This window comes from Bacillus sp. GW823-FHT06A10, assembly GCF_058795375.1.
This window is the reverse complement of the sequence record NZ_JBXAHT010000001.1, coordinates 1,172,061-1,194,282: the sequence shown is the minus strand read 5'-3', so window position 1 is coordinate 1,194,282 and position 22,222 is coordinate 1,172,061. Positions and strand designations below refer to the sequence as shown.

Below are 22,222 nucleotides of genomic sequence, written 5' to 3'. Positions count from 1 at the left end.
ATCCCTTCTCAGTTCTCTTCATTCAATGTATGCGCCTTGTCTTGTCCATACATCCGCAATCATCTATTTATATAAAATTACACTCTTGTCCTGTTCAGAAAGATGCCTACATACATATCATGTTAAGGAAAAAGAATACCTTTTCACTTTAATACATGATAAGGAGGATTTCTATGAAACGTGATATTAGAAAAGCTGTCGAAGAAATCAAAAGTGCTGGGATGGAGGATTTCTTACACCAAGATCCAAGTACTTTTGAATGCGATGATGATAAGTTCACTCATCATAATTGTACAACTGGATGTAAATGTACAACTGGGGGTAAATGTCCAAGAACAAGATGTACTCGCGTGAAACATTGTACTTTCGTTACAAAATGTACACATGTAAAAAAATGGACATTTGTTACGAAATGTACTCGTGTACGTGTTCAAAAATGGACGTTCGTTACGAAAGTAACGCGTAGAAAAGAATGCGTTTTAGTTACAAAACGGACTCGCAGAAAACATTGTACATTCATTACAAAATGCATACGCTTTGAAAAGAAATTTTTCTGGACAAAACGAAGTTTCTGTAAAAAATGCGAATTCTTCCCTAACAGACACGGTCACTCTTGCGATGATTCATGTGATCATGGTAAAGACTGTCACGATAGCGGACACAAATGGAATGATTGCAAAGGCGGACATAAATTCCCATCTTGCAAAAATAAGAAATTCGATCACTTCTGGTATAAAAAACGTAACTGCTAGTTTTTATACCACCCAAAAAAGGCCGTTTTGCGGCCTTTTTTACATTTATTGAAAGTGACTTATATCTGCAAATTGTTTCACTTTACCAATACCCTCTTCAAATTCTATTATGCTCAAACTGGCACTATGCATAAATGGATCATCCCACACATTTTCTATTTCCATTCCCGCGAAATGCCCTATAAGTAATTTTGCTGCTGCCGCATGAGAAACAATCAATATGTTTTGTCCTTTATGCCTCTCTAAAAGAAGCTGCATCCCTTCAATTACTCTTTCATAAACGGCCTCGAAATTTTCGCCTGATGTTGACTGAAAAAGATGTGGCTCATTCCAAAATAGATGTACTTCTTCTGGAAATTGCTTTTCTATATCCGCGATTGTTTGTCCTTCCCATATACCCATGTTGATTTCATAGAAATGCTCATCCGCTATAATGGGTATATCACGTTCCCCTTTTATTAACTCTGCCGTATGAAGTGTTCTTTCGCTCGGACTACTATAGATCGCATGGATTGGTAAATCTTTCATTCGATTCCCTAATTGTTTCGCCTGAACTATACCATTTTCAGTTAAAGCAGAATTTTTTCGTCCCTGCATTCGCTTCGCTACATTCCACTCTGTTTCACCATGCCTTGTTACATATATAGTTGTTTTCATTTCTTACTCCCCCTCACCATGTTGGTCGTAATTCCCACGGTTCAACTCTCCCTACAATCCACTCTGCTCGTTTACTTTCAATCCCTTTTATAACTCCATCAGCTATCTCTTCATGCGTAAGCCATCTTCCATATGTATCTTCTAAAATAAAACCTAAAATAATTCTATAATAAATACATCGCGTACTTCCTATTTTTTGTGCAGGCATACGTGATGCTTTACTACCTAAAATATGAAATAAACTATATGTTTTAGACGACAAATCTAGTTCTTTACAAATATTTGATAGTGCATGCTTTGCACTTGTGTGTACCCATGCAACAACTAATGTGATCGGGCCATTTTTCTCAATTGTACTTTTAATAGCTAGCTTTACATCTTCATCATTATGATAATCTAACGAAAGGCATGTAATATTTTCTGGTGCAGAACTCATTCGCTTAACATTTTCTAAATTCACTTCATCTCGCCCGATAATAGAAACATAAAATCCTTTCTCACAAAGCCACATAGAAACTTTCTTTAGCATTCCTGTTCCACCAATTACAAGTGCATGCAAATGCTATCCCTCCCTAATAAAATGTCATATGAGGTTTCTCATCCCTATAATAATTTAAACGGTCTTGCAGTGTCCCTGAGTGAAACTCAAATTTATGACCGTCAGGATCAACAAAGTATATAGATTCACAATCTCTGATATCACGTTCTCTTCCTTGTAAAATATGAACATCATTTTCTTCTAATCGCTGTATTAAACATTCAAAGTCTTCTCGTTCAACAGAAAATGCAATGTGCGTATAAGATTGATGAATCTCATTTCTCGGAATATGCGTCTCTTCATTAAGCGCTATCCATACTCCACATATGTTAAAATAAGCCAATTTTCTTCCTTTAACTAATAATTCTCCTTCTAATACTTTTTCATAAAACATAATAGAGTTTTCTAAATTAGATACCGAAAAACAAATATGATTGATTCCCCTTAACAACTATAATTCCTCCTTATACAAATAAAAGATGAGCGAAAATTCACTCATCTTTTATTATACTATTTTTTTGTAATATATGCCCATTTATAACTGAAGTCCCCGCCAAACGTATGATTAGCAATACCTTTTACAAATGGCTTCTCTAAATAAGCTGTACTTTGTTGGTACGTAGGAGAAATTGCTGCGTCTTGACCAATTAAGATTTTTTCAGCTTCCGCAAGTGCATTCCAGCGTGCTTTATCATCTTTTAATAGCTCTCCTTTTGATTTCGCTACTAAATCATCATACTTCGGATTAGAATAATCCATTTCATTAAATGAGCTTCCAGTAACAAACATATCAATATAAGTCATTGGATCCGGATAATCAGGGCTCCATGCAGATAATGAGAATTCATATTGGAATTTCTTTTCTAAATCTAGCTTTTGCTTGTATGGTTGCTGTTTCAAATTCACTTTAATACCAGGCAAGTTTTTCTCTAGTTCTTCCTTAATAAAGTCACCCACTTTTTTCCGGCTACCGTTATCATCGTTTAGTAATTCAACTGTAATTGTATCTTGACCAAGCTCTTTCTTCGCTTCTTCCCATAATTTTTTTGCTTTCTCTGCATTATCTTTACTATCACGGAAGTTTTTATTTACAGAGCGGAAATCTTTTCCATCCGGACCTGTCGTGAATTTTTCAGGTACTAAGAAATATGCTGGCAATGAACCGTCATTTAAAATGACATCAGCAATTCCTTTTTTATCGTATGCTAAATCAATCGCTTCACGTACTTTTTGGTTTTTAAATGTTGCATTTTTTTGGTTAAAACGCAAGAAATATATGCGTGGATCTAACTTCGTTTTAAATTCATCTGGCTTATTCTTTTTATATTTATCAACAAATTCAGAAGTTAAAATAACTCGATCTGCTTGATCACTATCATATAAATTTACTCCCGTGCTTGTTTCCTTCACAATACTTACATTAATTTCGTCTAATTTTACAGTATCTTTATCCCAATAATTAGGATTTTTCTTCAACTGATAATTTTGTTCATGTTTCCATTGACTCATTGTAAATGGTCCATTATATAATAATTTATCTGCTTCTAATCCGTATTTATCTCCTTGCTCTTTCACATATTTTTCATTTAATGGGAAAAATGTAGGGAACGACGTAAGCTCAAGAAAATAAGGTGCTGGTTGCTCTAATTCTACTACCAACGTTTTATCATCCTTCGCTTTAACACCCAATTGATCTGCTGGTAATTCACCTTTATTTACTTTCTGTGCATTTTTCACATCAAATAAAATGAATGCATATTCTGCCGCTAATGCTTTATCTAATGTACGTTGCCATGCATATACAAAATCTTGTGCTCGAACTGGATCACCATTTGACCATTTCGCATCACGTAATTCAAATGTATATGTCTTTTTATCTTCACTAATCTTCACATCTTTTGCCATGCCTGGTGTTGGTTTATTATCTTTATCTAGACGATATAAACCTTCCATTGCATTTACAAATACACGGAAAGATACAGAATCCGTTGATTTAGATGTATCCATTGAAGGAATTTCAGCTGTTTCTAGTAAATTTAAAACTTGTTTATCTGCCATTCCCTTATTCGATTCTTTCTTCGTTGTCGAAGCCTTCTCACCATTCCCACATCCCGCAACCAATACACTCGTCGTCAATGCAAGTGCAGCAATTGTTGTTGTCTTTCTCTTCATTCTTCCTTCCCCCAATCTATATGTATAAGTTAAATCCTATTTAATATATTTTATTATACAAAAGATTCTGATTATTTTAAATATTTATTTTTACAAACATAGAAAAAAGCGGTTAGAAATTTCTTTCCAACCGCTTTTTTAAATAGCATTTACTTGTAATCCATCCTCTATATCAAATGGATTTTGAACTTTAAATATTTCTTCCATCAGCTTCAAAAACTCTTCTTCAGTTTTAGATTCACCATTAACCATAAGTGAGTATGGTTCCACTTCACCTAATTTATAATCGACAACAAATTGAATCTTCACCTTTTGTCTTGGCGTTCCGGTGTTATATCCTTGGAATTCTACTAATTCTAACCCTTCCGTTCCACGATAATATATCCAACCTGAATTTTGAAAATAATTTTCGAAAGATTCACCTATTGAAAAGAAAGGATATTCATAAAGCGAGCTTGTACGAACCTTTTGAATAACGTCTCGATCAGTCGGAAAAAAGAAATGACTAAAAAATATGCTAGCAACTGCTAAAATAGTAACAATTGTCGCTCCCATTTTGCTCGTTCCGCCGCTATCATTGATTAGATAGTTTTCAACTGATTTATCTTTTATTTCTCTTGCTTTTATTCGGTATATACGTCTTTCCGCAAATTGATAGTATAATCCATTTGCAAAAATCCCCATTCCAAACAGAATAAAAATGAGTAATAAAAACGTCAGAGGCACCATATTAATGATTGGCAACGCTACATTAAATCCCATATAGTACGAAAATGCATCACAAGCTACTAATAACAGCATAAATAAAGCAGCTGGTATATAATATTTACGATATCCTAGCCAGCCTATATTGAAAATAGCAGCCCAACCATTCCAGCTCCACCTAGCAATCCGCTTATTCTCAAGCTCCCATTTCCTTTGATAATACGGATATTGTCTCCCTACATATACTTCCAGTTCTTTATCTATTAACGAGCTACCTTCATCTTGTTCATTATCCAAGTTTCGCTGACAACTTGCACAATTTAACTGTTCCTCCTCGCAAGGTTGCCCACAATTTATACATTTCAAAACAATCCCTCTTCCCATCCATACGTCATTTCAAAATACCTTCGTGTTTTAATAACCACTCTTTCCTCCATAAACCACCAGCATATCCAACAAGCTTTCCACTCTTTCCTATTACACGGTGACATGGAACAATTATTGAAATTGGATTCCGACTATTCGCCCCTCCTATTGCCCGTACAGCTTTTATATTTCCAACTTTCTCTGCAATATCTAAATATGAAGCACTTACGCCGTATGGAATAGTATAAAGTGCATCCCATACATTTTTTTGAAATGCTGTTCCCTCTGCAGACAGCGGGACCGTAAACTCTTTTCTTTTCCCTTTAAAATATTCATCTAACTCATTTATACATTGTTCTATCATTTCATTTTTATTTTCTTCTTGTCGTTCATCAACAAATATAACAGACGTAATTCCTTCTTGATTCGCTGTAATTTCAAGCAAACCTACTTCGCTTTCATAATAAGCCTGGTACATATGCCATCCTCCAATTCAGTTCATATTAGTCATTGTAACACGAATATACAAAATTTTTCGTATAAGCGTTTTATTAGAGAAACAAAAAAGAGAATGGTAAAATATAAGAAAATTCAATCAAGGAGGCTATTTGATGAATTCCAAGCTTTTTTCACCTTATACAATTAAGAACGTTACACTAAAAAATCGTATCGTTATGTCGCCTATGTGTATGTATTCATCAGGGAGTGAGGATGGCAGCGTTACGAATTTTCATCTCATTCATTATGGAACTCGCGCTGCTGGCCAAGTAGGTTTAGTTATGGTTGAAGCAACTGCGGTGTTAGCTGAAGGACGAATTTCTAACAAAGACTTGGGCATTTGGGATGACAACTTAATTGAAGGCTTACATAAAACGACTACTTTTATACATGATAACGGTGCAAAAGCTGCCATTCAACTCGCTCACGCCGGAAGAAAAGCTGAATTAGAAACAGATGCGTTAGCTCCTTCAGCCATTCCATTTAATGAAACAATGAAAATGCCAATAGAAATGAGCAAACACCAAATTAAAGATACTGTATTAGCTTTTCAGCAAGCTGCAGTACGATCAAAACAAGCTGGATTTGATGTTATTGAAATACACGGTGCTCACGGTTATCTTATTAATGAATTTCTTTCTCCGCTTTCCAATAAGCGGACTGATGAATATGGTGGTTCACCTGAAAACCGCTATCGTTTCTTACGCGAAATCATTGACTCGATAAATGAAGTTTGGAACGGACCGTTATTTGTCCGTATTTCAGCAAATGATTATCATCCTGACGGGTTAACAGTTCAAGATTATGTTCAGTATACAAAATGGATGAAAGAACAAGGAGTAGATTTAATTGATTGTAGCTCTGGGGCTGTTGTCCCTGCACGCATCGATGTTTATCCTGGGTATCAAGTACAATATGCTAAACATATTAAAGAGCATGCTAACATTGCAACTGGTGCAGTTGGATTAATTACGACCGGAGTACAAGCAGAGCAAATTTTAAATAATAACGAAGCAGATTTAATTTTTATCGGACGTGAGTTACTTCGCAATCCGTACTTCCCAAGAATAGCAGCCAATGAACTTGGCTTTGAATTGCAAGAACCTCACCAATATAAGCGAGCACCAGGAAAAATTCATACGAATAAATAAAACCGAGAAGTCATTCTTCTCGGTTTTATTTATTCTATCGTTGTAATTTCATTTGAATTATAAGTATGGATACCCGATTCCTCTCGCAGCGCGGTTATATACATCCCTTTCGCCACATCTTTAGCTGAAATTGGTTTATACTTTTTGAAAGCTCCTTTAAAGATAAAAGGAATAATACGAGATAACTTTTCAGCCATTCGTTCACCGAAACGAAATTCTTGTCGATTTCCTACTAATAATGATGGTCTAAAAATGTGAATACCACCGATCACTAACTTTTGCAATTCTTCTTCCATTTTTCCTTTCACTTGTGAATAAAAGAAAAATGATTTAGGATTCGCTCCCATAGAAGACACGACAAGGAAATTTTGTACTCCTTGTTTTTCAGCTAAACAAGCAGCTCGTAACGTATATTCATAATCTACTTTTTTAAAATTTGCTTTTGTTTTTGCTTTTTTTATTGTTGTTCCTAAGCAACTAAAAACATCATCCACAGCAAAGAACTCTTTATATTCCTCTAATATCGAAAAATCAACTTGTTTCTGCTGTAACTTCTCATGTTGCAATTGCATTGGCTCTCTTACAAAAATAGTAACCGAATCGTAGTAATCTGATTCAAGTAATAGACGCGTTATCTCTTGTCCAACTAAACCACTTGCACCAAGTATTAACGCTGTTCGCTTATTCATATATGCATATACCTCTTATTTTACTTTTCTCTCCTTCAGTAAAATACAACCTTTAGGAGTTTCCTGCTCTTATTTTACCACAAGTAAAACACTATGCGTACGCATAGTGCTTTACTCACTCTTTTTTCTCATCTCTCTCTTGTAATTTCGTTATTGTTGTAGCGTCCCCTAAATTACTTATTAATCTTCTTAAAAAAATTAATACGAAAGATAATGGCAATACTACCGCTAATATTAATAAAATAGCTTCCATTAAGTAACCCAAGCGCTCATCCCCCTCTTTACCTCCTTTTCAATATATGAAAACAGCGTTGTCACATATGCATGCATTTGCAAAAATAATACACCTATATTTGACAACTTTATAACAAAAACAAATCGGAATGATTATTATTTATTGCAACTTTATTAAAGATGTATTATACTAAGTTCGCAAACTAAAACGTAATTATTCCGTTTTGTATTAAAATGATATTTTTCTTCTATAATTGGGGAAAATATATCCGTAAAAAAGAAAAGAGGAGAACTTCATGCCTAAAAGATTGACTATATTTTCATTCTTACTTATTTTTACCTTAATTTTCGCTGGCTGCTCAAATAAAAAAGAAAGTAATGCCAAGAAAGATGGAAAGCTAACAGTTTATACAACGATTTTCCCACTTGCTGATTTCGCAAAGAAAATCGGTGGCAACTATGTAAATGTTGAAGCAATTTACCCACCTGGTGCAGATTCACATACATTTGAACCAAGTCAAAAACAAACAGTACAAGTTGCAAAAGCCAATTTATTCGTTTATAACGGCGCTGAATTAGAACCATTTGCTGAAAAAATGGAAAAAACATTACAAAAAGAAAATGTTAAAATTGTAAATGCATCTAAAGGTATTGAGCTTCGTGCTTCTACTGAAGAAGAGCATCATGATCATGGAGATGGCCATAAAGAAGATGAACACCATCACGATAAAGACCCGCATATTTGGTTAGACCCTACTCTAGCAATGAAACAGGCAGAAAAAATTAAAAATGCACTTGTAGAATTACAACCTGAACATAAACAAGAATTCGAAAAAAACTTCGCAGCACTTCAAACTAAATTTACTGATTTAGACGATCAATTTAAGGCAGCTGTAGCGAACGCAAAAACGAAAGAAATTTTAGTTTCTCATGCTGCCTATGGTTACTGGGAACAACGATACGGCCTAAAACAAATTCCTATCGCTGGAATTTCAGCTTCTGATGAACCATCTCAAAAACAGCTTGCTGACATTACAAAAACAGTAAAAGAACATAATCTAAAATATATTTTATTCGAAACTTTCTCTACTCCAAAAGTAGCATCTGTTATTCAAAAAGAAACTGGTACAAAAGTTTTACGCTTAAATCACTTAGCTACTGTTTCTGAAGATGATGCAAAAAATAATAAAGATTACTTCACTTTAATGGAAGAAAACGTAAACACATTGAAAGAAGCAACAAACTAATCCATTATATTTTCTAGGCAGCTGAATCTAGTATTCAGCTGCCTTTTTATGTATTTATCCTTGACTTGACCAAAATAACAAGTAAAATTATCCATATTAGCTTTAAAGCTATATTAATTTAGAAGGTGAGTTGGAATTATGAATCTTCACATTTGTGAAGTAACAGCAAAAAATTGGCGTTCAGTAGTTGCTTTAGACGTCGCAAAAGATCAGCAACAATTTATTGAAAGTAACGCGTTTTCTTTAGCAGAATCATTATATGAAGGAAACGGAACGTCAGTAGGTTTATATGATGGAGAAACACTTGTAGGTTATGCAATGTATGGATGGTATTCAGTAAAACATAAAAGTGTATGGCTCGATCGCTTTATGATTGACCAACAATATCAAGGAAAAGGATACGCAAAACGTTTCCTTCGCTTACTCATTCAATTCTTACAAGAAAAATTTGAATGCAAAATAATTTACTTAAGTTTACATCCAGACAACAAACTTGCAATGGGACTGTATGAATCATTTGGTTTCCGATTAAATGGTGATATTGATGATGAAGGTCCAGTTGTAGGTGTTGTAATGGAGTTACTAATAAACGAAAACACAAGCCTGTGAAAACAGGCTTTTTATTATACATGTATCAATTTTTAGTTTCTTTCCCTTATTTAATTCTGTTTTGCAATCTAATAGAATGCTCATAAAAATAAGCCTGCAATTTACGCAGACTTATTTCACACACTCTTCAAAATGTTCTTGGAACCACTCTTTATTAATATCTCTTCCGATGAAAACTACTTCACTTACTCGCTCTTCGCCCTCTTGCCACTCTCTATCGTACGAAGCGGCAAATAACGTATGTACACCTTGGAAAACGATACGTTTATCTACTCCGTCTATCGATAAAATTCCTTTGTAACGATATAAATATTCTCCTAGCTCTTGAACGACAGCTGACATCCACTCATTAAGCTTTTGTAAATCCAGCGGACGTTCTTCACGTAATACAAATGATTTCACACCTTCTAAGTGATTATGTTCTTTATGAGGGTAAATTTGCAACGTATCTTTCGTTTTAAAAGTTTGGATTTGTAATAAAGATGGTATATCTACCTCACAGTTAGTCGCCTCAATTAACTTTGCAGTCGGGTTAATTCCTTGAATTTCATGCAAGAGATTTTCTTTCTCATTCTCTTCAATTAAGTCTAATTTATTTACTAAAACGACATCAGCAAACGCAATTTGCTCTTTTGCTTCTAATCCTTTTTCAAAATGTTTATGTATATGATAACTATCTACCACTGTTACAACACCGTTAATTTGGTATGCAGATTGAATGACTGGATCTAAAAAGAATGTTTGAATAATCGGCCCTGGATTTGCAAGGCCAGTCGTTTCAATTACTAAACCATCAAAATCCATTTTCCCTTCTGCTTTTACGTCCAGTAATTGTTTTAAAGCAACGAGTAAATCTTCACGTACAGTACAGCATAAACAGCCGTTTGTCATTTCCATAATTTCTTCTTCCACATTCATAATCAACTGATTATCAATGCCAATTTGTCCTATTTCATTTACAATCACCGCTAATTTCTTACCGTGATTTTCTGATAAAATACGATTTAATAAAGTCGTTTTCCCTGATCCAAGAAAACCAGTTAATATTGTTACTGGAATCATTCCTTACATCTCCTTATAGCTATATGTTTCTATATTATATCATATAGAGAAAATCATTTTTTTAGCAAAACATATTTATTGTCTGTACACCTAATTAACTATATAATAACATGTAGTAAGAAAGCCTTTTCAAAACATTATTATTCATCAAGGGGGTACTTATAATGGAACGAGTTCAAATGAATGAAACGCTAGAATTCTCTCGTATTATTCAAGGATTTTGGCGTTTAGCAGAATGGAATATGACAAAACAAGAATTACTTTCTTTCATTGAAGATTGTATGGATATGGGAATTACTACTTTTGATCACGCTGACATTTACGGCGGATATACGTGTGAAGGATTGTTTGGAGAAGCTTTACAATTAAAGCCTTCCTTACGAGAAAACATGCAAATTATTACAAAGTGTGGAATCGCTCCCCCATCACCGAAATTTCCAAAGCGATATGTTGCTCACTACAATACTAGTGCAGAGCATATTATGCAAAGTGTAGAAGCATCACTTAAAAATTTACATACAAATTATATTGACGTATTACTTATTCATCGTCCCGATCCTTTTATGAATCCAAATGAAGTGGCAAAAGCATTTTCACAATTAAAACAAGAAGGAAAAGTTCGTCACTTCGGTGTATCTAACTTCTTACCTTCACAATTTAATATGTTAAGTTCGCACTTAGATTTCCCGCTTATTACGAACCAGATTGAAGTTTCTGCATTGCAGCTTGAGCATTTTGAAAAAGGGACAATTGATTTATGCCAAGAAAAACGAATCAATCCAATGATTTGGTCACCTCTTGCTGGTGGGGAAATTTTTACTGGTCAATCAGAACGTGCCGTACGTGTACGCGAAACTGTGCAAAAAGTTGCTACTGAGCTAGGTGTTTCTAGTATCGATACGGTTATGTATGCTTGGTTACTTGCTCATCCAGCTAATATGATGCCAATCGTTGGCTCTGGTAAATTAGATCGCGTAAAAACGGCAGCTCTTGCTACAAACGTTAACTTAGACCGTCAACAATGGTTTACAATTTTCGAAAGCTCTAATGGGCATCCTGTACCATAATGCATAAAAAGAAGAGCTGTTTTCTTACAGCTCTTCTTTTTCATATGTATTTCTAGTCATGGCAAATACACACATATCCCTTAATCCGTTTCCATCTACCGCAACACTCGCACTTTCTAACGTACCTTCTAACTTAAAGCCTAATTTCTCAGGTATCGCTCTACTCTTCTTATTTAAAGAATCACAACGAATTTCTACACGGTTTGCTTTCAATTCAGAAAAAGCGTAATCCATTATACCTTTCGCAGCCTCTACCATATAGCCTTTTCCGCTAAACCTTGTATCAATCCAATATCCGATTTCAAATTGAGGTATATCCCAATTAATACGATGTAATCCGGCTGAAGCAATAAATGCACCTGTTTCTTTCGAAAATACTAGTAATCTTAAATCTTCACGTTGCAAAAATTGAATATGCGATTTTCTAATACTCTCTTCTATTTCTTCCTCTGTTTGCTCTTTTTGTGCAAACACCATCCAAGGTTTTAGTTCTTGTATTGAAGCTTGAATTGCATCATATACAACTTTACCATCTCCTGGTTTCGGCATTCGAATAAAAAGCCTGTCAGTATAAAATTCAGAAGGAAAATCGAATAATAACGGATTCACTGTAAACACTCCCCATAATTCTTTTATATATAATAATATCCATCTCAAGTTATATAGTAAAGAATTTTCTGAATTGAAAACCTTTTACTCATTCACTTCCTCCGCTACACGAATTCCAGATTCAATCGCACCTTGAATCCATCCGTGATATAGCGTTGTATGATCTCCAGCGAAGAATATTCTCCCCTCTGGTTTGACAATCGCTGGTTGCAGCTCAGATTCTTGACCTGCTTGAAAAAGTGCAAATCCTCCAAGCGCATACGGATCCAATGTCCAGCTTTTTGATATTCCAGATATGAACTCATCATACACTTGACCACCTAATATTGTTGCTAAGTTGTGTAATGCGTAATAAATACGATCACCTTTTGATAAACCATCCCATAACAATGCGTCATAAGACCATGTATAGCTACCTAACATCATAGCCGGTCCTTTCTCACCAATTCCATAACTTGGATAATAGGCATAACGAATTGGCAAATCTGTTATAATTCTGCCACCTAATTGTCCTTGTTCTTCCCAAAATCGGCTTTTAAATTGAATTCCTATTTTCGTCGCAGGCATATAATGTAATTCACGAATTGCTTTCCATTTTTCATGAGATATAGAATCAAACGGATCTACTTCTACAAAACGCATTGTCGAAAACGGAATGGTAACAATAACTAAATCTCCTGTAATACTGCTATATTCAAAAGTTTCCTCGTTCCGATAGAAAGCTGTCACACCATTATCGTGTTGATGTAGCTTCATTAATTTTTGATTATATATAATATTCTCTTCTAATTGCGGTAAAAATGACTTTGGCAATCTATCGTTCCCGCCCACAATTTCACAAAATCCGCTCTCCTCTTGCATAATGTATAGAAAGCGTAAAGTCTCTACAAACGATCGTTCCAAAAAACCTTCTAAATCTAATAGAACACCAATCATCTCAATTGTTACTGGCGAAAAGTAAGTATTATACTGATAAGGGTGATACTTCAAAAATTGTCCTGTGGAATATCTCCCAAAATCCTTCACTACAACATCCCAATTTTTCTCTGGATTTCTTTTAATAAAATTTATTATCGGCTGTACTGCTAATAACAATAGTTCTTCAGACGTTTTTCCCACTTCATTCATTTCCACAGGATACCTTAAAATACTTGGATCCTTTTCATATTGTTTCAACGTCGTTTTCCGTCCATTTACGTATATAATATCCGTCTCATTTCTATTAATAAAAGGACTCACCTGTAGCCCAAATTTTCTTATATAGGCCATCGTTAATGTATGCGAATACGGAATTCTCATTGCTCCGACATCTAAATATAATCCGTTATCTTCCATTCTAACCGTTTCTATACGGCCACCTACCCGGTTGTTTGCTTCAAAAATTTTCACATCATGTCCTGCAGCCTTTAATAAAGATGCTGAAACTAATCCAGCCATACCAGCTCCCACTACAATAATTTGTTTTGGATTTATCGTCTTCTTCAATCCTTTATCTATAACTTTTAACGCTTCATCCATTTCAGTGTTATACATTATATCTTTCTGCACAATTCCACCCCTTACTTCATCAAATGGACGTTAGTGGTTTAGTGCATTTTATTCATAAATCTCCATAAACATAACACCATTGCAATTTGAATATTCACTAAAAGTACATAAGCGACAGATTTCATATTTCTTTATGCTTCGTATAATATAGCAACCACAACGAAGGAGTGACTAAAAAATGAAACATACTTATGATTACCACGCTACAAAAAAGCATTTAGAATTAAAGAAACAAAACTTATGTAAAAAACTTAGCAATATGACACTATCTGAAAAAGAACGTGAACAGCTAAAATGTGAAATTGACAACTATGAATATATTTTAAATCTGGTCGAAATGAATCATTATGAACGCGGATTTTCTCGTTAAAAGTGGAAATAGGATTATCCGCTTTTCATTTTGAGCATTTCACTACGCATTTTTCATAAGTAAATATATAATAGGATGTACATTAAGATTGAGAGGTATATTCTATGATCAAGTTAAGTGTATTAGACCAATCACCTATTTCAGATGGTAGCACAGCAGCCCAAGCTTTTTCACATACAGTTACGCTTGCACAAGAAGTTGAAAAACTCGGATTCACACGTTTTTGGGTATCCGAACATCATAATTCCGTAAGCTTAGCTGGTTCAAGTCCAGAAATACTTATTTCTCATATTGCCGCAAAAACGGATCGTATTAGAATCGGTTCAGGTGGTGTTATGTTACCACATTATAGCCCATATAAAGTTGCTGAGAATTTCCGTGTTCTAGAAGCACTGTATCCGAACCGCATCGATCTCGGTGTTGGTAGAGCTCCTGGTGGTATGCCAATAGCAACTCGCGCACTTCAAGAAGGGAAAATGGTCTCACTTGATCAATATCCAGAACAAATTGCAGACGTTGCAATGTACTTACATGATCAAATACCAGAAAACCATCACTATGCAAACTTAAAAGCCACTCCAGTTATCCCAACATCTCCTGAAATGTGGATGCTCGGTTCTAGCGGAGAGAGCGCTAAAATTGCTGCAAACAACGGAGCTTCTTTCGCATTTGCACAATTTATTAATGGCTTCGGAGGCCCTGAAGTTATGAGGGCTTACCAAGAACAATATCAGCCTTCATTTTTAGGAGATAAGCCTAATTCAATCGTTGCCATCTTTGTTATATGCGGAGAAACCAATGAAGAAGCGGAAAAAATTGCTTCTAGTTTAGATTTATCAATCTTATTATTAGAGCAAGGAAAACGAACTACTGGTACACCTTCTATTGAAACTGCTCAAAATTATTCATACAGTGCTTATGATTTATTCCGTATAAAAGAAAATCGTCAACGTATGATTGTTGGTGATCCGTCTTCTGTAAAAGAAAAAATAATAAACTTAAGCAAAGCATACAATACTGACGAATTTATGATTGTCACGATTACCCATCAATTTGAACATAAATTAAAGTCTTATCGCTTACTAGCAAATGCTTTTAATTTATAACTCTAAAAAGAGATGCATCACAAGTGATGCATCTCTTTTTCTTACTACTTATTGTTTTTATTTCCTATATATTCAATAGCTTCTTTTAATAGCTCATCAAAGTTAATAGGATAATCATGATCTAAGTTAGGCACAACTTTATACTTATGTTCTATATTCTTATCTCTTAATAATCGTACAAATTGCTGCGTGGATTCGAAACAATCTTCATCTTGATCCCCGCATACTATATATCCTTTTATATGTTTATCCTGCAGCACTCTTAGCAACTCATCCCATTCTTCAATCTCGGGAAGCCACGGTGCTATAAAAACAAAACCATCCACATCTATATCTTTTTGCAAAATCGTATATAAAGCTACTCTTGCCCCTGCAGAAAAACCACCAATTATTACATTTTCTACTGTATGATTTTCTATAAAATTATTGTAATGCTCTTTTAATTCTTCTTTCCCTCTCTCTATATCATCCCAAACAAATCCATCTGAAAACTGAATTTGTGAAGACTGTGGTAAAGCTAACGTGTAATCTTGTGCCAAAACTGATTTCCAATATGGCTCTACTATTTGAATATTTTCTTGGTCACCATGTAATGTAAGTAGTAGTTTCCCCTCTTTCTTGCTGTATATATATTTCACATCTGGTCTTTCCTTTTTATGTGCTAATTCTTCTCTTTCTTTACATAATTGCACCATTGTATGAAATTCTTTAAATTTATGTAGTGATTTTAAATCTTCGTCGGAAATTAAATATTCATTTCCATACCAGAATCCCTTTTCTATAATGGCCTTCCTCATTAAATGTAATGCTTCTTTTTCAAGTCCTGATGCACTTGCGAGCGCATACTTAAAATTATATATTTGCGCCTCATTCCCTATTACACCTGTAGCGTTTTCCATTATATAATTGTACGCTTCAAAACTTCCTTTATTTGCATAACAACGTAACGTTTCATTTAATAATTGAATGTAAGTCATACTATTTTTCATGTACCAATTCCCCCGAAACTTTTTATAATATTTATTTTGCGAATCTTTATACCACTTTGTGAAGATTTTATATAACTCGCCCTAGCAATATCTTATTCTCCGAATGATACTTAATAGTTATCCTTCTCTGTCCAATACATTTAATATAAATATTAATAAACTGAAAAGTCAATATTTTAACAAACAAAAAAAGACAACAATATATGTATTGTTGTTTTCATTACGTCTACCCGCTCTTTTGTTTTTTTCTATCTGGTTTACTTGAAACTAAATAATGTTTTTCTGAAATATATAAGTCTCTTTTTAAGCTACGATTTAAGTAAGGTCCTAGTTTCATTCCGCATATGAGGCGATCTTCGCTACCTTCAACAATTGGGAACATTTCTTTTTCTGTTACGTATTGATCTACTGCCTTTTGTACGACATCAATTTCTTTCACTAGGTTTAAATTTTCTGCTGTATGTTCAAATACCTCAAGCGTTTCCTTCGTTATGAGAAAATCATTTGTTGGAAATGCAGGTAAATACGGTTTTAACAAATCATAATTTACTGTATAATCTTCATTTACTAATACTGTATAAACGATATTAGCATTCGTTTCTAAAAACTGAGCCATCGCTTGTTCTAATTCATCTTTCGTAATTTCCCGCTCTTCTTTTCCAGTTCTGAAAAAGCGAAACATCGCATCGCCTCCTTTTTACTATATTATAGCATAAAAGAAAACTGAAAAATCATAAAAAAACCCATTGAAATAATTTTTCAATGGGTTTCTTTATATTTTTTATCGTTATTTTAAGAATGCACTTAGCATCCATACATGTTGTTCTAATGTTGTATGAATTGCTAACAGCATGTCAGCTGATGTTTCATCGCCAGCTTCGCCCGCAACTTCCATACCTTCTTTTAATTCTTGAATAAGTGCAGAATAATCATTCACTAATGTTTGCACCATTTCTTCTGCAGATTCTTTGCTTGTCCCTTCGCTGACACTAGATGTTGCGAGATATTCTTTCATTGTCGCTAATGGTTTACCTTCTAAAGCTAAAATACGTTCTGCTAACTCATCAATATACGTTCCAGCTTCATTATAAAACTCTTCAAATTTCTCATGTAATGTAAAGAAGTGTGGCCCTGTCACATACCAGTGATAATTATGTAATTTCACATATAACACATTCCAGTTTGCTACCTGCTTGTTTAATACTTCAACAACATTTGTTTTCGTACTCATACAATCCACTCCTCTTATCATTTTGTAATGTTTATCTTTTAATAACCTAATTACATTTTACCATACATTCCCTTTCCTTTCGAACAATCGGCTTATATGTAACAAAGTTTTAACACCTTTAATACTTCCCTAATATCATTTAATTCATGTATTTTTTCAAACACTTCATACGTCTAATTGTCCAAGCTCATACATATGCATAATAGTACATCAAGCTCATCATAGTAGAAAGAGGGATAACATGGACAATCAACAATGGCAAGTAGCAAAGAAAGTAGCTGCTACTTATATCGGAACTGTCGTTGGAGCTGGATTTGCTACTGGACGAGAAATTGTTGAATTTTTCACAGTGAATGGATTATACGGGACAATTGGCATATGTGTAAGTGGATTTTTTTTTATTTGGCTCGGCACAAAGATGATGTTACTTTCATCACAAATCGGGGCATTTTCAGCGCAAGAATTTAACAAATATTTATTTGGGGATGTATTTGGGAATGTTGTAAACACATTATTATTACTCGTTTTATTCGGTGTAACGAGCGTTATGTTATCAGGGGCTGGTGCAGTATTTGAAGAGCAACTTCGCTTACCAAGACAACTCGGTATTCTCATTACAGTTATCGCTTGTCTCATTATAAGTAGCCGCGGATTACAAGGTGTTTTTGAAGTAAATACACTTGTCGTACCTATTATGATGATTTTTATTATCGGACTTGCTATTACAACCTTTTTTCACGGTACACCTTCCATTAATAACACTATTCCTGCAGAGAGTTGGAATATGAAATGGATTACTAGCCCTATTACATATGTCGCCTTAAATCTTTCTCTCGCCCAAAGTGTTCTCGTCCCATTAGCCAGTGAAGTAAAGGATCGAAAAGCCATTTTTTGGGGTGGGATTTTAGGTGGTGCTGGACTTTCTTTAATTTTATTATGCAGCCATTTAGCAATCTTATCAGTCGATCAATTTTATCAATATAACATCCCAATGGCTGAAGTCATAAGAAGATTTAATGCAACTTTTCACTTCTTCTTCGTTCTCATTATTTTCGGTGAAGTTTTCACAACTTTAGTTGGTAATGTGTTCGGAATGACAAAACAGATGCAATCTATTACTGGGTGGAAAAATCACAATATTATTTTCTTCATTTTACTAATTAGTTATTGCTTTAGTTACATCGGTTACAGTGACTTACTTCATATTCTATATCCTATCATCGGATGGGTAAGTATTGTTATACTTCCAATCATTGCGTTTAAACAACTTCAAAAAACATAAAAAAGCATCCATGTTATTGGATGCTTTTTTATGTTCATTCACAATCATCACATACTTCCCAGTACGGTCCCATTTCTAATGCTAAATACGGCTTTAACTGCAACCGGATCATTCGACTAGGCATGCGCTCTAAAACAAATTGAATACCTTCTTCATCTTCGTCTAATTCAACTTTTGAAATCACAATTCTTTGTATAGTCGTAATGGGAATTCCATCTTTATATAAAGTGATTTTCACCTCATCGTATTCATTAAAATACAATTCGACACTCATTTGATTTTTCAGTATTTCATCAACAATTTTATATGTATCATTTTGTTCTTGGATTATATATTTCCATCCGCCTCTATCTTCTTTCGGAGCTGTTTGAAATAATGTCTCCAAATCCTCGTATAGCATAAGATAACCCCTCTCTTACTAAAAAACGATGAGTATTTTATATACCCTTTATCTCTATCACTATCCATAGCTATTGTACCATATATCACCGTTCTTACCGTATTCATTTGCTTCATAGATACTTATAAAATAACTAATTCTATCTCCATTATTATGTATATTACCTCATTACTCCATACACTCTTACAAGTTTAAATAGCGTCAGGCTTTAATCCATGCAAATATTGTCTACTCTCCGCTTTTATTAGCTCACAGCATTCACACTTTTACATATAGTAAGACTACCACAAATAAAAAAGGAGAGTGACTTATACCACTCCCCTTAAAAGAACTTCCCTATAGCTGCTAAAACTAATACGATTATTAAAATTGCAAATAATAATGAGACAATGAAACTAAAAATAGGTAACGCTTTCTTTTCATTCTTCTTAAATAGTAACTTTAAACTAAGAAAAATATTTACTGGTACAAGTATAAAATAAAAATATTTAACAATTTGTACCGAGCTATTCGAAAGTGTTTTTAATATAAACACTTCAATTAGAAAAACAATAAAAAATGAAATACTTAGCCAAAATGAGACGTAACTAAGCCAAGAATGTCTTTTTGTCCCCCAATACACTCCCATAATATTCTCCTTTTATTTGTATTCTATACGTTAATAATTATACACAAAGCTAACAAATACCTCTATTTTTCGACAAACATTATGCAAAATGCCATTTTAAACGTCATAAAGGAAGTCTACATCCCTATTTGATTTTACACAATAAAACAGACTACCCTCTAGTGGCATAATGCTACTAGGGGATAGTCTGTTCTCTATTAAACTTTAAATCTGTCAATTAGTCCTTGTAACTCTTCAGCCATTTGAGATAACGTGCCCGCTGCGGATCCAATTTCCTCCATCGAAGCTAGCTGTTCTTCAGCTGAAGCCGCAACATTTTGTGTGCTTGTTGCATTATTTTGTGCTGTCATTGCAATTTGTCCTACCGAAATAGATACTTCATTTGCCCCTTTTGACATTCCATTAGCCGTTTCAACCATCGTCTTAATTTGATTAGCTATTTCATTTGTAGATTGTAAAATTTCAGCAAAGTTTTGCTTCGTTTCATTTGCGATAACAAGTCCAGATTGAACTTCCTCATTTACATGATTCATAGATTTGACTGTCTTACCCATATCATCTTGTATTTCACATATTAATTTACTAATTTCACTAGAAGATACGCTAGACTGCTCTGCCAATTTACGCACTTCATCTGCAACAATTGCGAAACCTCTTCCATGCTCACCGGCTCTTGCGGCTTCAATCGCCGCATTTAAAGCTAGAAGGTTTGTTTGATCTGCAATATTTTGAATTACTTCTAAAATATCACCAATTTGTTTTGATTTATTATTTAGTAATTGTATAACTGCATCTGATTGTGACACAGATTCTGCAATAGACTGCATCTGGTTTACTGTTCTTCCTACTAGTTTCCCACCATCTTCTGCTTTTTCACGAGTATGTGCAGAAGCCGTATTAATAGATGATGAACTATTTGCTACATGCTGAATTCCTTCCGTTACATCAAACAGTAACATAGCGCCATTTTCTACGCTTGTTGTTTGCGTCGTTGCCCCACTTGATATTTCATCCATTGCGATTGTGATTTGCTCAGTCGCTTCACTTGCTTGCCTTACACTTGCAGTTAGCTCTTCTGATGCCGCTGCAACATGCCCAGCTGAATCGTTAATTCTTCCGATTAACGTCCGTAACGAATTCGTCATCTCATTAAATCCTTTAGCAAGTTGGCCGATTTCATCATTAGAATGAATTTCAATTGTTTGCGTTAAATCCCCTTCACTTATTTCTTTAGAGGTAACAACTAATCTCTTTAAAGGCTTCGTAATTGAAAGTGTTACAAAATAAATAAGTGCTCCACCTATTACTAATGAGATAAGCATAACAATTAACATATTATAAAATACAGGTTGAGCAGCTTCAATTACTTCACTTGAGTACATAGTCCCACCAATTTTCCAACCTGTTTTTACATTTGTAGCAAATACCATATTCTTTTCACTACCGCCATAAGAATATGAAAAAGCACCGTGATTATCTTCATAAATTTTCTTTGCCCAAGAATCAGCCGCTTTTTCCCCTGATTTTTCTTGTGGATGAGCAATTATTTTTTGCTTTCCATCTAAAATGAAGGCATATCCTTTTTTACCAATATTAATTAACTTTGATGTTTTTAATAAATTATCTAAACTTAAATCTAGCGCAACAACCCCATTTTTATCTTCTGTTTGTTTTGCGATTGTTACGACAATATGTCCATTTCCTTTTGCCTTATATGGCTCAGTAACAACAATACCACCTTGTTTTGCAACCGCATCTTTATACCAAGAACGCTCTGTTGGATCATAGTCTGCTGCCATTTGTATATTTGGTTCTTGTACAAATTTTTTATCATTTCCGGCAACATATACTTGTTCAACATCTTTATTTAAATTTATATATTGAGATAACATTTTCCTTAATTCATCCTGATTATCTCCTTGATACATATTCCCCTGAATCACCCGTGCAAAATTATTCACATCATTAAATTTTGCATCAATCATTTGATTGATTAAATTATCCAGTATTTTTATATTGTCGTTGGCACTACTCTTAATTTGCGATTCAAAATTCTTTTTGGCTGTTTGATAAGACATGCCTCCGATAATAGACACAGCCGCAATTAAAATTACAAAGAATGAGATTAATAGCTTTTTTGCTACTTTCATATCACGAAACAAATTTAATAGTTTCCCCATTATGAACCTCCTAATTTTCAAATTTAAAAGTTAAATTGAGTTAATTATGAATATTTCCCAATCCCTAATTATTATTTTCATAACCTATTATGATGAATACTTTGTAAAGTTTAAACAATTAATTTCCCTTTG

The 22,222-nt window shown here is 34.2% G+C and carries 25 protein-coding genes; 8 read left to right on the top strand and 17 right to left on the bottom strand.

Annotated elements, in window-relative coordinates:
• Positions 1 to 173 precede the first annotated feature (173 nt).
• Complete coding sequence (gene exsB / locus AC1Q8M_RS06190) at positions 174 to 752, top strand: exosporium protein ExsB (protein ID WP_000817500.1); 579 nt, start codon at positions 174 to 176, stop codon at positions 750 to 752.
• Between the two features lie 45 nt (positions 753 to 797).
• On the opposite strand, the gene AC1Q8M_RS06185 is transcribed toward exsB, so the two are convergent.
• The 6 genes from AC1Q8M_RS06185 to AC1Q8M_RS06160 form a co-directional block, all read right to left on the bottom strand.
• Positions 798 to 1,409 carry a phosphoserine phosphatase 1 gene (locus tag AC1Q8M_RS06185; protein ID WP_000858830.1) on the bottom strand — a complete coding sequence of 204 codons (612 nt, stop codon included), beginning with the start codon at positions 1,407 to 1,409 and terminating at the stop codon, positions 798 to 800.
• A gap of 13 nt (positions 1,410 to 1,422) precedes the next feature.
• Positions 1,423 to 1,968, bottom strand: a complete 546-nt coding sequence (locus AC1Q8M_RS06180) for a short-chain dehydrogenase (RefSeq protein WP_000543126.1) — start codon at positions 1,966 to 1,968, stop codon at positions 1,423 to 1,425.
• Between the two features lie 13 nt (positions 1,969 to 1,981).
• Positions 1,982 to 2,398: a FosBx1 family fosfomycin resistance bacillithiol transferase gene (gene fosB, locus AC1Q8M_RS06175; RefSeq protein ID WP_000943771.1), complete on the bottom strand. Its 417-nt coding sequence runs from the start codon at positions 2,396 to 2,398 to the stop codon at positions 1,982 to 1,984.
• Positions 2,399 to 2,457: 59 nt separating this feature from the next.
• A complete protein-coding gene (locus tag AC1Q8M_RS06170; RefSeq protein WP_000824276.1) occupies positions 2,458 to 4,119 on the bottom strand; it encodes a peptide ABC transporter substrate-binding protein in 1,662 nt (553 codons plus the stop codon).
• A gap of 138 nt (positions 4,120 to 4,257) precedes the next feature.
• Positions 4,258 to 5,208 carry a DUF2628 domain-containing protein gene (locus tag AC1Q8M_RS06165; protein WP_075720181.1) on the bottom strand — a complete coding sequence of 317 codons (951 nt, stop codon included), beginning with the start codon at positions 5,206 to 5,208 and terminating at the stop codon, positions 4,258 to 4,260.
• Between the two features lie 7 nt (positions 5,209 to 5,215).
• Complete coding sequence (locus AC1Q8M_RS06160) at positions 5,216 to 5,668, bottom strand: methylated-DNA--[protein]-cysteine S-methyltransferase (RefSeq protein ID WP_000283912.1); 453 nt, start codon at positions 5,666 to 5,668, stop codon at positions 5,216 to 5,218.
• Positions 5,669 to 5,801: 133 nt separating this feature from the next.
• Between AC1Q8M_RS06160 and namA the strand changes: the two genes are divergently transcribed.
• On the top strand, positions 5,802 to 6,839 hold the full coding sequence (namA, locus tag AC1Q8M_RS06155) for an NADPH dehydrogenase NamA (RefSeq protein ID WP_071714397.1): 1,038 nt from the start codon (positions 5,802 to 5,804) through the stop codon (positions 6,837 to 6,839).
• Positions 6,840 to 6,868: 29 nt separating this feature from the next.
• Here the strand turns inward: namA and AC1Q8M_RS06150 are convergent, their stop codons facing one another.
• Together AC1Q8M_RS06150 and AC1Q8M_RS06145 are read right to left on the bottom strand one after the other, a co-directional pair.
• Positions 6,869 to 7,528 carry an oxidoreductase gene (locus AC1Q8M_RS06150; RefSeq protein WP_061661203.1) on the bottom strand — a complete coding sequence of 220 codons (660 nt, stop codon included), beginning with the start codon at positions 7,526 to 7,528 and terminating at the stop codon, positions 6,869 to 6,871.
• A 115-nt stretch (positions 7,529 to 7,643) separates the two neighbouring features.
• Positions 7,644 to 7,793 (bottom strand): hypothetical protein, encoded by a 150-nt coding sequence (locus AC1Q8M_RS06145; RefSeq protein WP_000540932.1) that lies wholly within the window; start codon positions 7,791 to 7,793, stop codon positions 7,644 to 7,646.
• A gap of 265 nt (positions 7,794 to 8,058) precedes the next feature.
• Here AC1Q8M_RS06145 and AC1Q8M_RS06140 point away from each other — a divergent pair, with 265 nt between their 5' ends.
• Both AC1Q8M_RS06140 and AC1Q8M_RS06135 read left to right on the top strand, forming a co-directional pair.
• Complete coding sequence (locus AC1Q8M_RS06140; protein WP_071714398.1) at positions 8,059 to 9,009, top strand: metal ABC transporter substrate-binding protein; 951 nt, start codon at positions 8,059 to 8,061, stop codon at positions 9,007 to 9,009.
• 138 nt (positions 9,010 to 9,147) lie between these two features.
• Positions 9,148 to 9,618, top strand: a complete 471-nt coding sequence (locus tag AC1Q8M_RS06135) for a GNAT family N-acetyltransferase (protein ID WP_065228698.1) — start codon at positions 9,148 to 9,150, stop codon at positions 9,616 to 9,618.
• Positions 9,619 to 9,729: 111 nt separating this feature from the next.
• On the opposite strand, the gene AC1Q8M_RS06130 is transcribed toward AC1Q8M_RS06135, so the two are convergent.
• Positions 9,730 to 10,680 (bottom strand): CobW family GTP-binding protein, encoded by a 951-nt coding sequence (locus tag AC1Q8M_RS06130; protein WP_000613422.1) that lies wholly within the window; start codon positions 10,678 to 10,680, stop codon positions 9,730 to 9,732.
• 164 nt (positions 10,681 to 10,844) lie between these two features.
• Between AC1Q8M_RS06130 and AC1Q8M_RS06125 the strand changes: the two genes are divergently transcribed.
• Entirely contained in the window at positions 10,845 to 11,747 is a 903-nt protein-coding gene (locus AC1Q8M_RS06125) for an aldo/keto reductase (RefSeq protein WP_098855563.1), read from the top strand.
• Between the two features lie 24 nt (positions 11,748 to 11,771).
• Here the strand turns inward: AC1Q8M_RS06125 and AC1Q8M_RS06120 are convergent, their stop codons facing one another.
• Positions 11,772 to 12,356: a GNAT family N-acetyltransferase gene (locus tag AC1Q8M_RS06120; protein WP_492334124.1), complete on the bottom strand. Its 585-nt coding sequence runs from the start codon at positions 12,354 to 12,356 to the stop codon at positions 11,772 to 11,774.
• A gap of 84 nt (positions 12,357 to 12,440) precedes the next feature.
• The gene (locus tag AC1Q8M_RS06115) at positions 12,441 to 13,904 is read right to left on the bottom strand and encodes a flavin monoamine oxidase family protein (RefSeq protein ID WP_065228695.1); all 1,464 of its coding nucleotides are present in this window, start codon (positions 13,902 to 13,904) and stop codon (positions 12,441 to 12,443) included.
• Between the two features lie 178 nt (positions 13,905 to 14,082).
• Here AC1Q8M_RS06115 and AC1Q8M_RS06110 point away from each other — a divergent pair, with 178 nt between their 5' ends.
• Together AC1Q8M_RS06110 and AC1Q8M_RS06105 are read left to right on the top strand one after the other, a co-directional pair.
• Positions 14,083 to 14,274 carry a DUF3896 domain-containing protein gene (locus AC1Q8M_RS06110; protein ID WP_000683366.1) on the top strand — a complete coding sequence of 64 codons (192 nt, stop codon included), beginning with the start codon at positions 14,083 to 14,085 and terminating at the stop codon, positions 14,272 to 14,274.
• A 104-nt stretch (positions 14,275 to 14,378) separates the two neighbouring features.
• Positions 14,379 to 15,380, top strand: coding sequence for an LLM class flavin-dependent oxidoreductase (locus AC1Q8M_RS06105; RefSeq protein WP_071714401.1), 1,002 nt, complete (start codon positions 14,379 to 14,381; stop codon positions 15,378 to 15,380).
• Positions 15,381 to 15,424: 44 nt separating this feature from the next.
• Here the strand turns inward: AC1Q8M_RS06105 and AC1Q8M_RS06100 are convergent, their stop codons facing one another.
• The 3 genes from AC1Q8M_RS06100 to AC1Q8M_RS06090 form a co-directional block, all read right to left on the bottom strand.
• Positions 15,425 to 16,369 carry an alpha/beta hydrolase gene (locus AC1Q8M_RS06100; protein WP_071714402.1) on the bottom strand — a complete coding sequence of 315 codons (945 nt, stop codon included), beginning with the start codon at positions 16,367 to 16,369 and terminating at the stop codon, positions 15,425 to 15,427.
• Between the two features lie 226 nt (positions 16,370 to 16,595).
• Positions 16,596 to 17,051, bottom strand: a complete 456-nt coding sequence (locus AC1Q8M_RS06095) for a DUF3939 domain-containing protein (protein WP_000488209.1) — start codon at positions 17,049 to 17,051, stop codon at positions 16,596 to 16,598.
• A gap of 105 nt (positions 17,052 to 17,156) precedes the next feature.
• A complete protein-coding gene (locus AC1Q8M_RS06090) occupies positions 17,157 to 17,600 on the bottom strand; it encodes a Dps family protein (protein WP_000105199.1) in 444 nt (147 codons plus the stop codon).
• Positions 17,601 to 17,841: 241 nt separating this feature from the next.
• Here AC1Q8M_RS06090 and AC1Q8M_RS06085 point away from each other — a divergent pair, with 241 nt between their 5' ends.
• A complete protein-coding gene (locus AC1Q8M_RS06085) occupies positions 17,842 to 18,882 on the top strand; it encodes a YkvI family membrane protein (protein ID WP_000370207.1) in 1,041 nt (346 codons plus the stop codon).
• 34 nt (positions 18,883 to 18,916) lie between these two features.
• On the opposite strand, the gene AC1Q8M_RS06080 is transcribed toward AC1Q8M_RS06085, so the two are convergent.
• The 3 genes from AC1Q8M_RS06080 to AC1Q8M_RS06070 form a co-directional block, all read right to left on the bottom strand.
• Positions 18,917 to 19,282, bottom strand: coding sequence for a DUF3979 family protein (locus tag AC1Q8M_RS06080; protein ID WP_000965063.1), 366 nt, complete (start codon positions 19,280 to 19,282; stop codon positions 18,917 to 18,919).
• A 322-nt stretch (positions 19,283 to 19,604) separates the two neighbouring features.
• Entirely contained in the window at positions 19,605 to 19,910 is a 306-nt protein-coding gene (locus AC1Q8M_RS06075) for a hypothetical protein (RefSeq protein WP_000539571.1), read from the bottom strand.
• Between the two features lie 197 nt (positions 19,911 to 20,107).
• A complete protein-coding gene (locus AC1Q8M_RS06070) occupies positions 20,108 to 22,090 on the bottom strand; it encodes a HAMP domain-containing methyl-accepting chemotaxis protein (RefSeq protein WP_000517286.1) in 1,983 nt (660 codons plus the stop codon).
• Positions 22,091 to 22,222: the final 132 nt, after the last annotated feature.

Excerpts from the sequence above, each read along its gene's own strand:
- AC1Q8M_RS06090 (WP_000105199.1), bottom strand. The coding sequence starts at position 17,600 with ATGAGTACGAAAACAAATGTTGTTGAAGTATTAAACAAGCAGGTAGCA.
- AC1Q8M_RS06150 (WP_061661203.1), bottom strand. The coding sequence starts at position 7,528 with ATGAATAAGCGAACAGCGTTAATACTTGGTGCAAGTGGTTTAGTTGGA.
- AC1Q8M_RS06080 (WP_000965063.1), bottom strand. The coding sequence starts at position 19,282 with ATGCTATACGAGGATTTGGAGACATTATTTCAAACAGCTCCGAAAGAA.
- AC1Q8M_RS06085 (WP_000370207.1), top strand. The coding sequence starts at position 17,842 with ATGGACAATCAACAATGGCAAGTAGCAAAGAAAGTAGCTGCTACTTAT.
- AC1Q8M_RS06130 (WP_000613422.1), bottom strand. The coding sequence starts at position 10,680 with ATGATTCCAGTAACAATATTAACTGGTTTTCTTGGATCAGGGAAAACG.
- AC1Q8M_RS06075 (WP_000539571.1), bottom strand. The coding sequence starts at position 19,910 with ATGGGAGTGTATTGGGGGACAAAAAGACATTCTTGGCTTAGTTACGTC.
- namA (WP_071714397.1), top strand. The coding sequence starts at position 5,802 with ATGAATTCCAAGCTTTTTTCACCTTATACAATTAAGAACGTTACACTA.
- AC1Q8M_RS06170 (WP_000824276.1), bottom strand. The coding sequence starts at position 4,119 with ATGAAGAGAAAGACAACAACAATTGCTGCACTTGCATTGACGACGAGT.
- AC1Q8M_RS06095 (WP_000488209.1), bottom strand. The coding sequence starts at position 17,051 with ATGTTTCGCTTTTTCAGAACTGGAAAAGAAGAGCGGGAAATTACGAAA.
- AC1Q8M_RS06125 (WP_098855563.1), top strand. The coding sequence starts at position 10,845 with ATGGAACGAGTTCAAATGAATGAAACGCTAGAATTCTCTCGTATTATT.
- exsB (WP_000817500.1), top strand. The coding sequence starts at position 174 with ATGAAACGTGATATTAGAAAAGCTGTCGAAGAAATCAAAAGTGCTGGG.
- AC1Q8M_RS06100 (WP_071714402.1), bottom strand. The coding sequence starts at position 16,369 with ATGAAAAATAGTATGACTTACATTCAATTATTAAATGAAACGTTACGT.
- AC1Q8M_RS06160 (WP_000283912.1), bottom strand. The coding sequence starts at position 5,668 with ATGTACCAGGCTTATTATGAAAGCGAAGTAGGTTTGCTTGAAATTACA.
- AC1Q8M_RS06185 (WP_000858830.1), bottom strand. The coding sequence starts at position 1,409 with ATGAAAACAACTATATATGTAACAAGGCATGGTGAAACAGAGTGGAAT.
- AC1Q8M_RS06070 (WP_000517286.1), bottom strand. The coding sequence starts at position 22,090 with ATGGGGAAACTATTAAATTTGTTTCGTGATATGAAAGTAGCAAAAAAG.
- AC1Q8M_RS06165 (WP_075720181.1), bottom strand. The coding sequence starts at position 5,208 with ATGGGAAGAGGGATTGTTTTGAAATGTATAAATTGTGGGCAACCTTGC.
- AC1Q8M_RS06105 (WP_071714401.1), top strand. The coding sequence starts at position 14,379 with ATGATCAAGTTAAGTGTATTAGACCAATCACCTATTTCAGATGGTAGC.
- AC1Q8M_RS06140 (WP_071714398.1), top strand. The coding sequence starts at position 8,059 with ATGCCTAAAAGATTGACTATATTTTCATTCTTACTTATTTTTACCTTA.
- AC1Q8M_RS06110 (WP_000683366.1), top strand. The coding sequence starts at position 14,083 with ATGAAACATACTTATGATTACCACGCTACAAAAAAGCATTTAGAATTA.
- AC1Q8M_RS06135 (WP_065228698.1), top strand. The coding sequence starts at position 9,148 with ATGAATCTTCACATTTGTGAAGTAACAGCAAAAAATTGGCGTTCAGTA.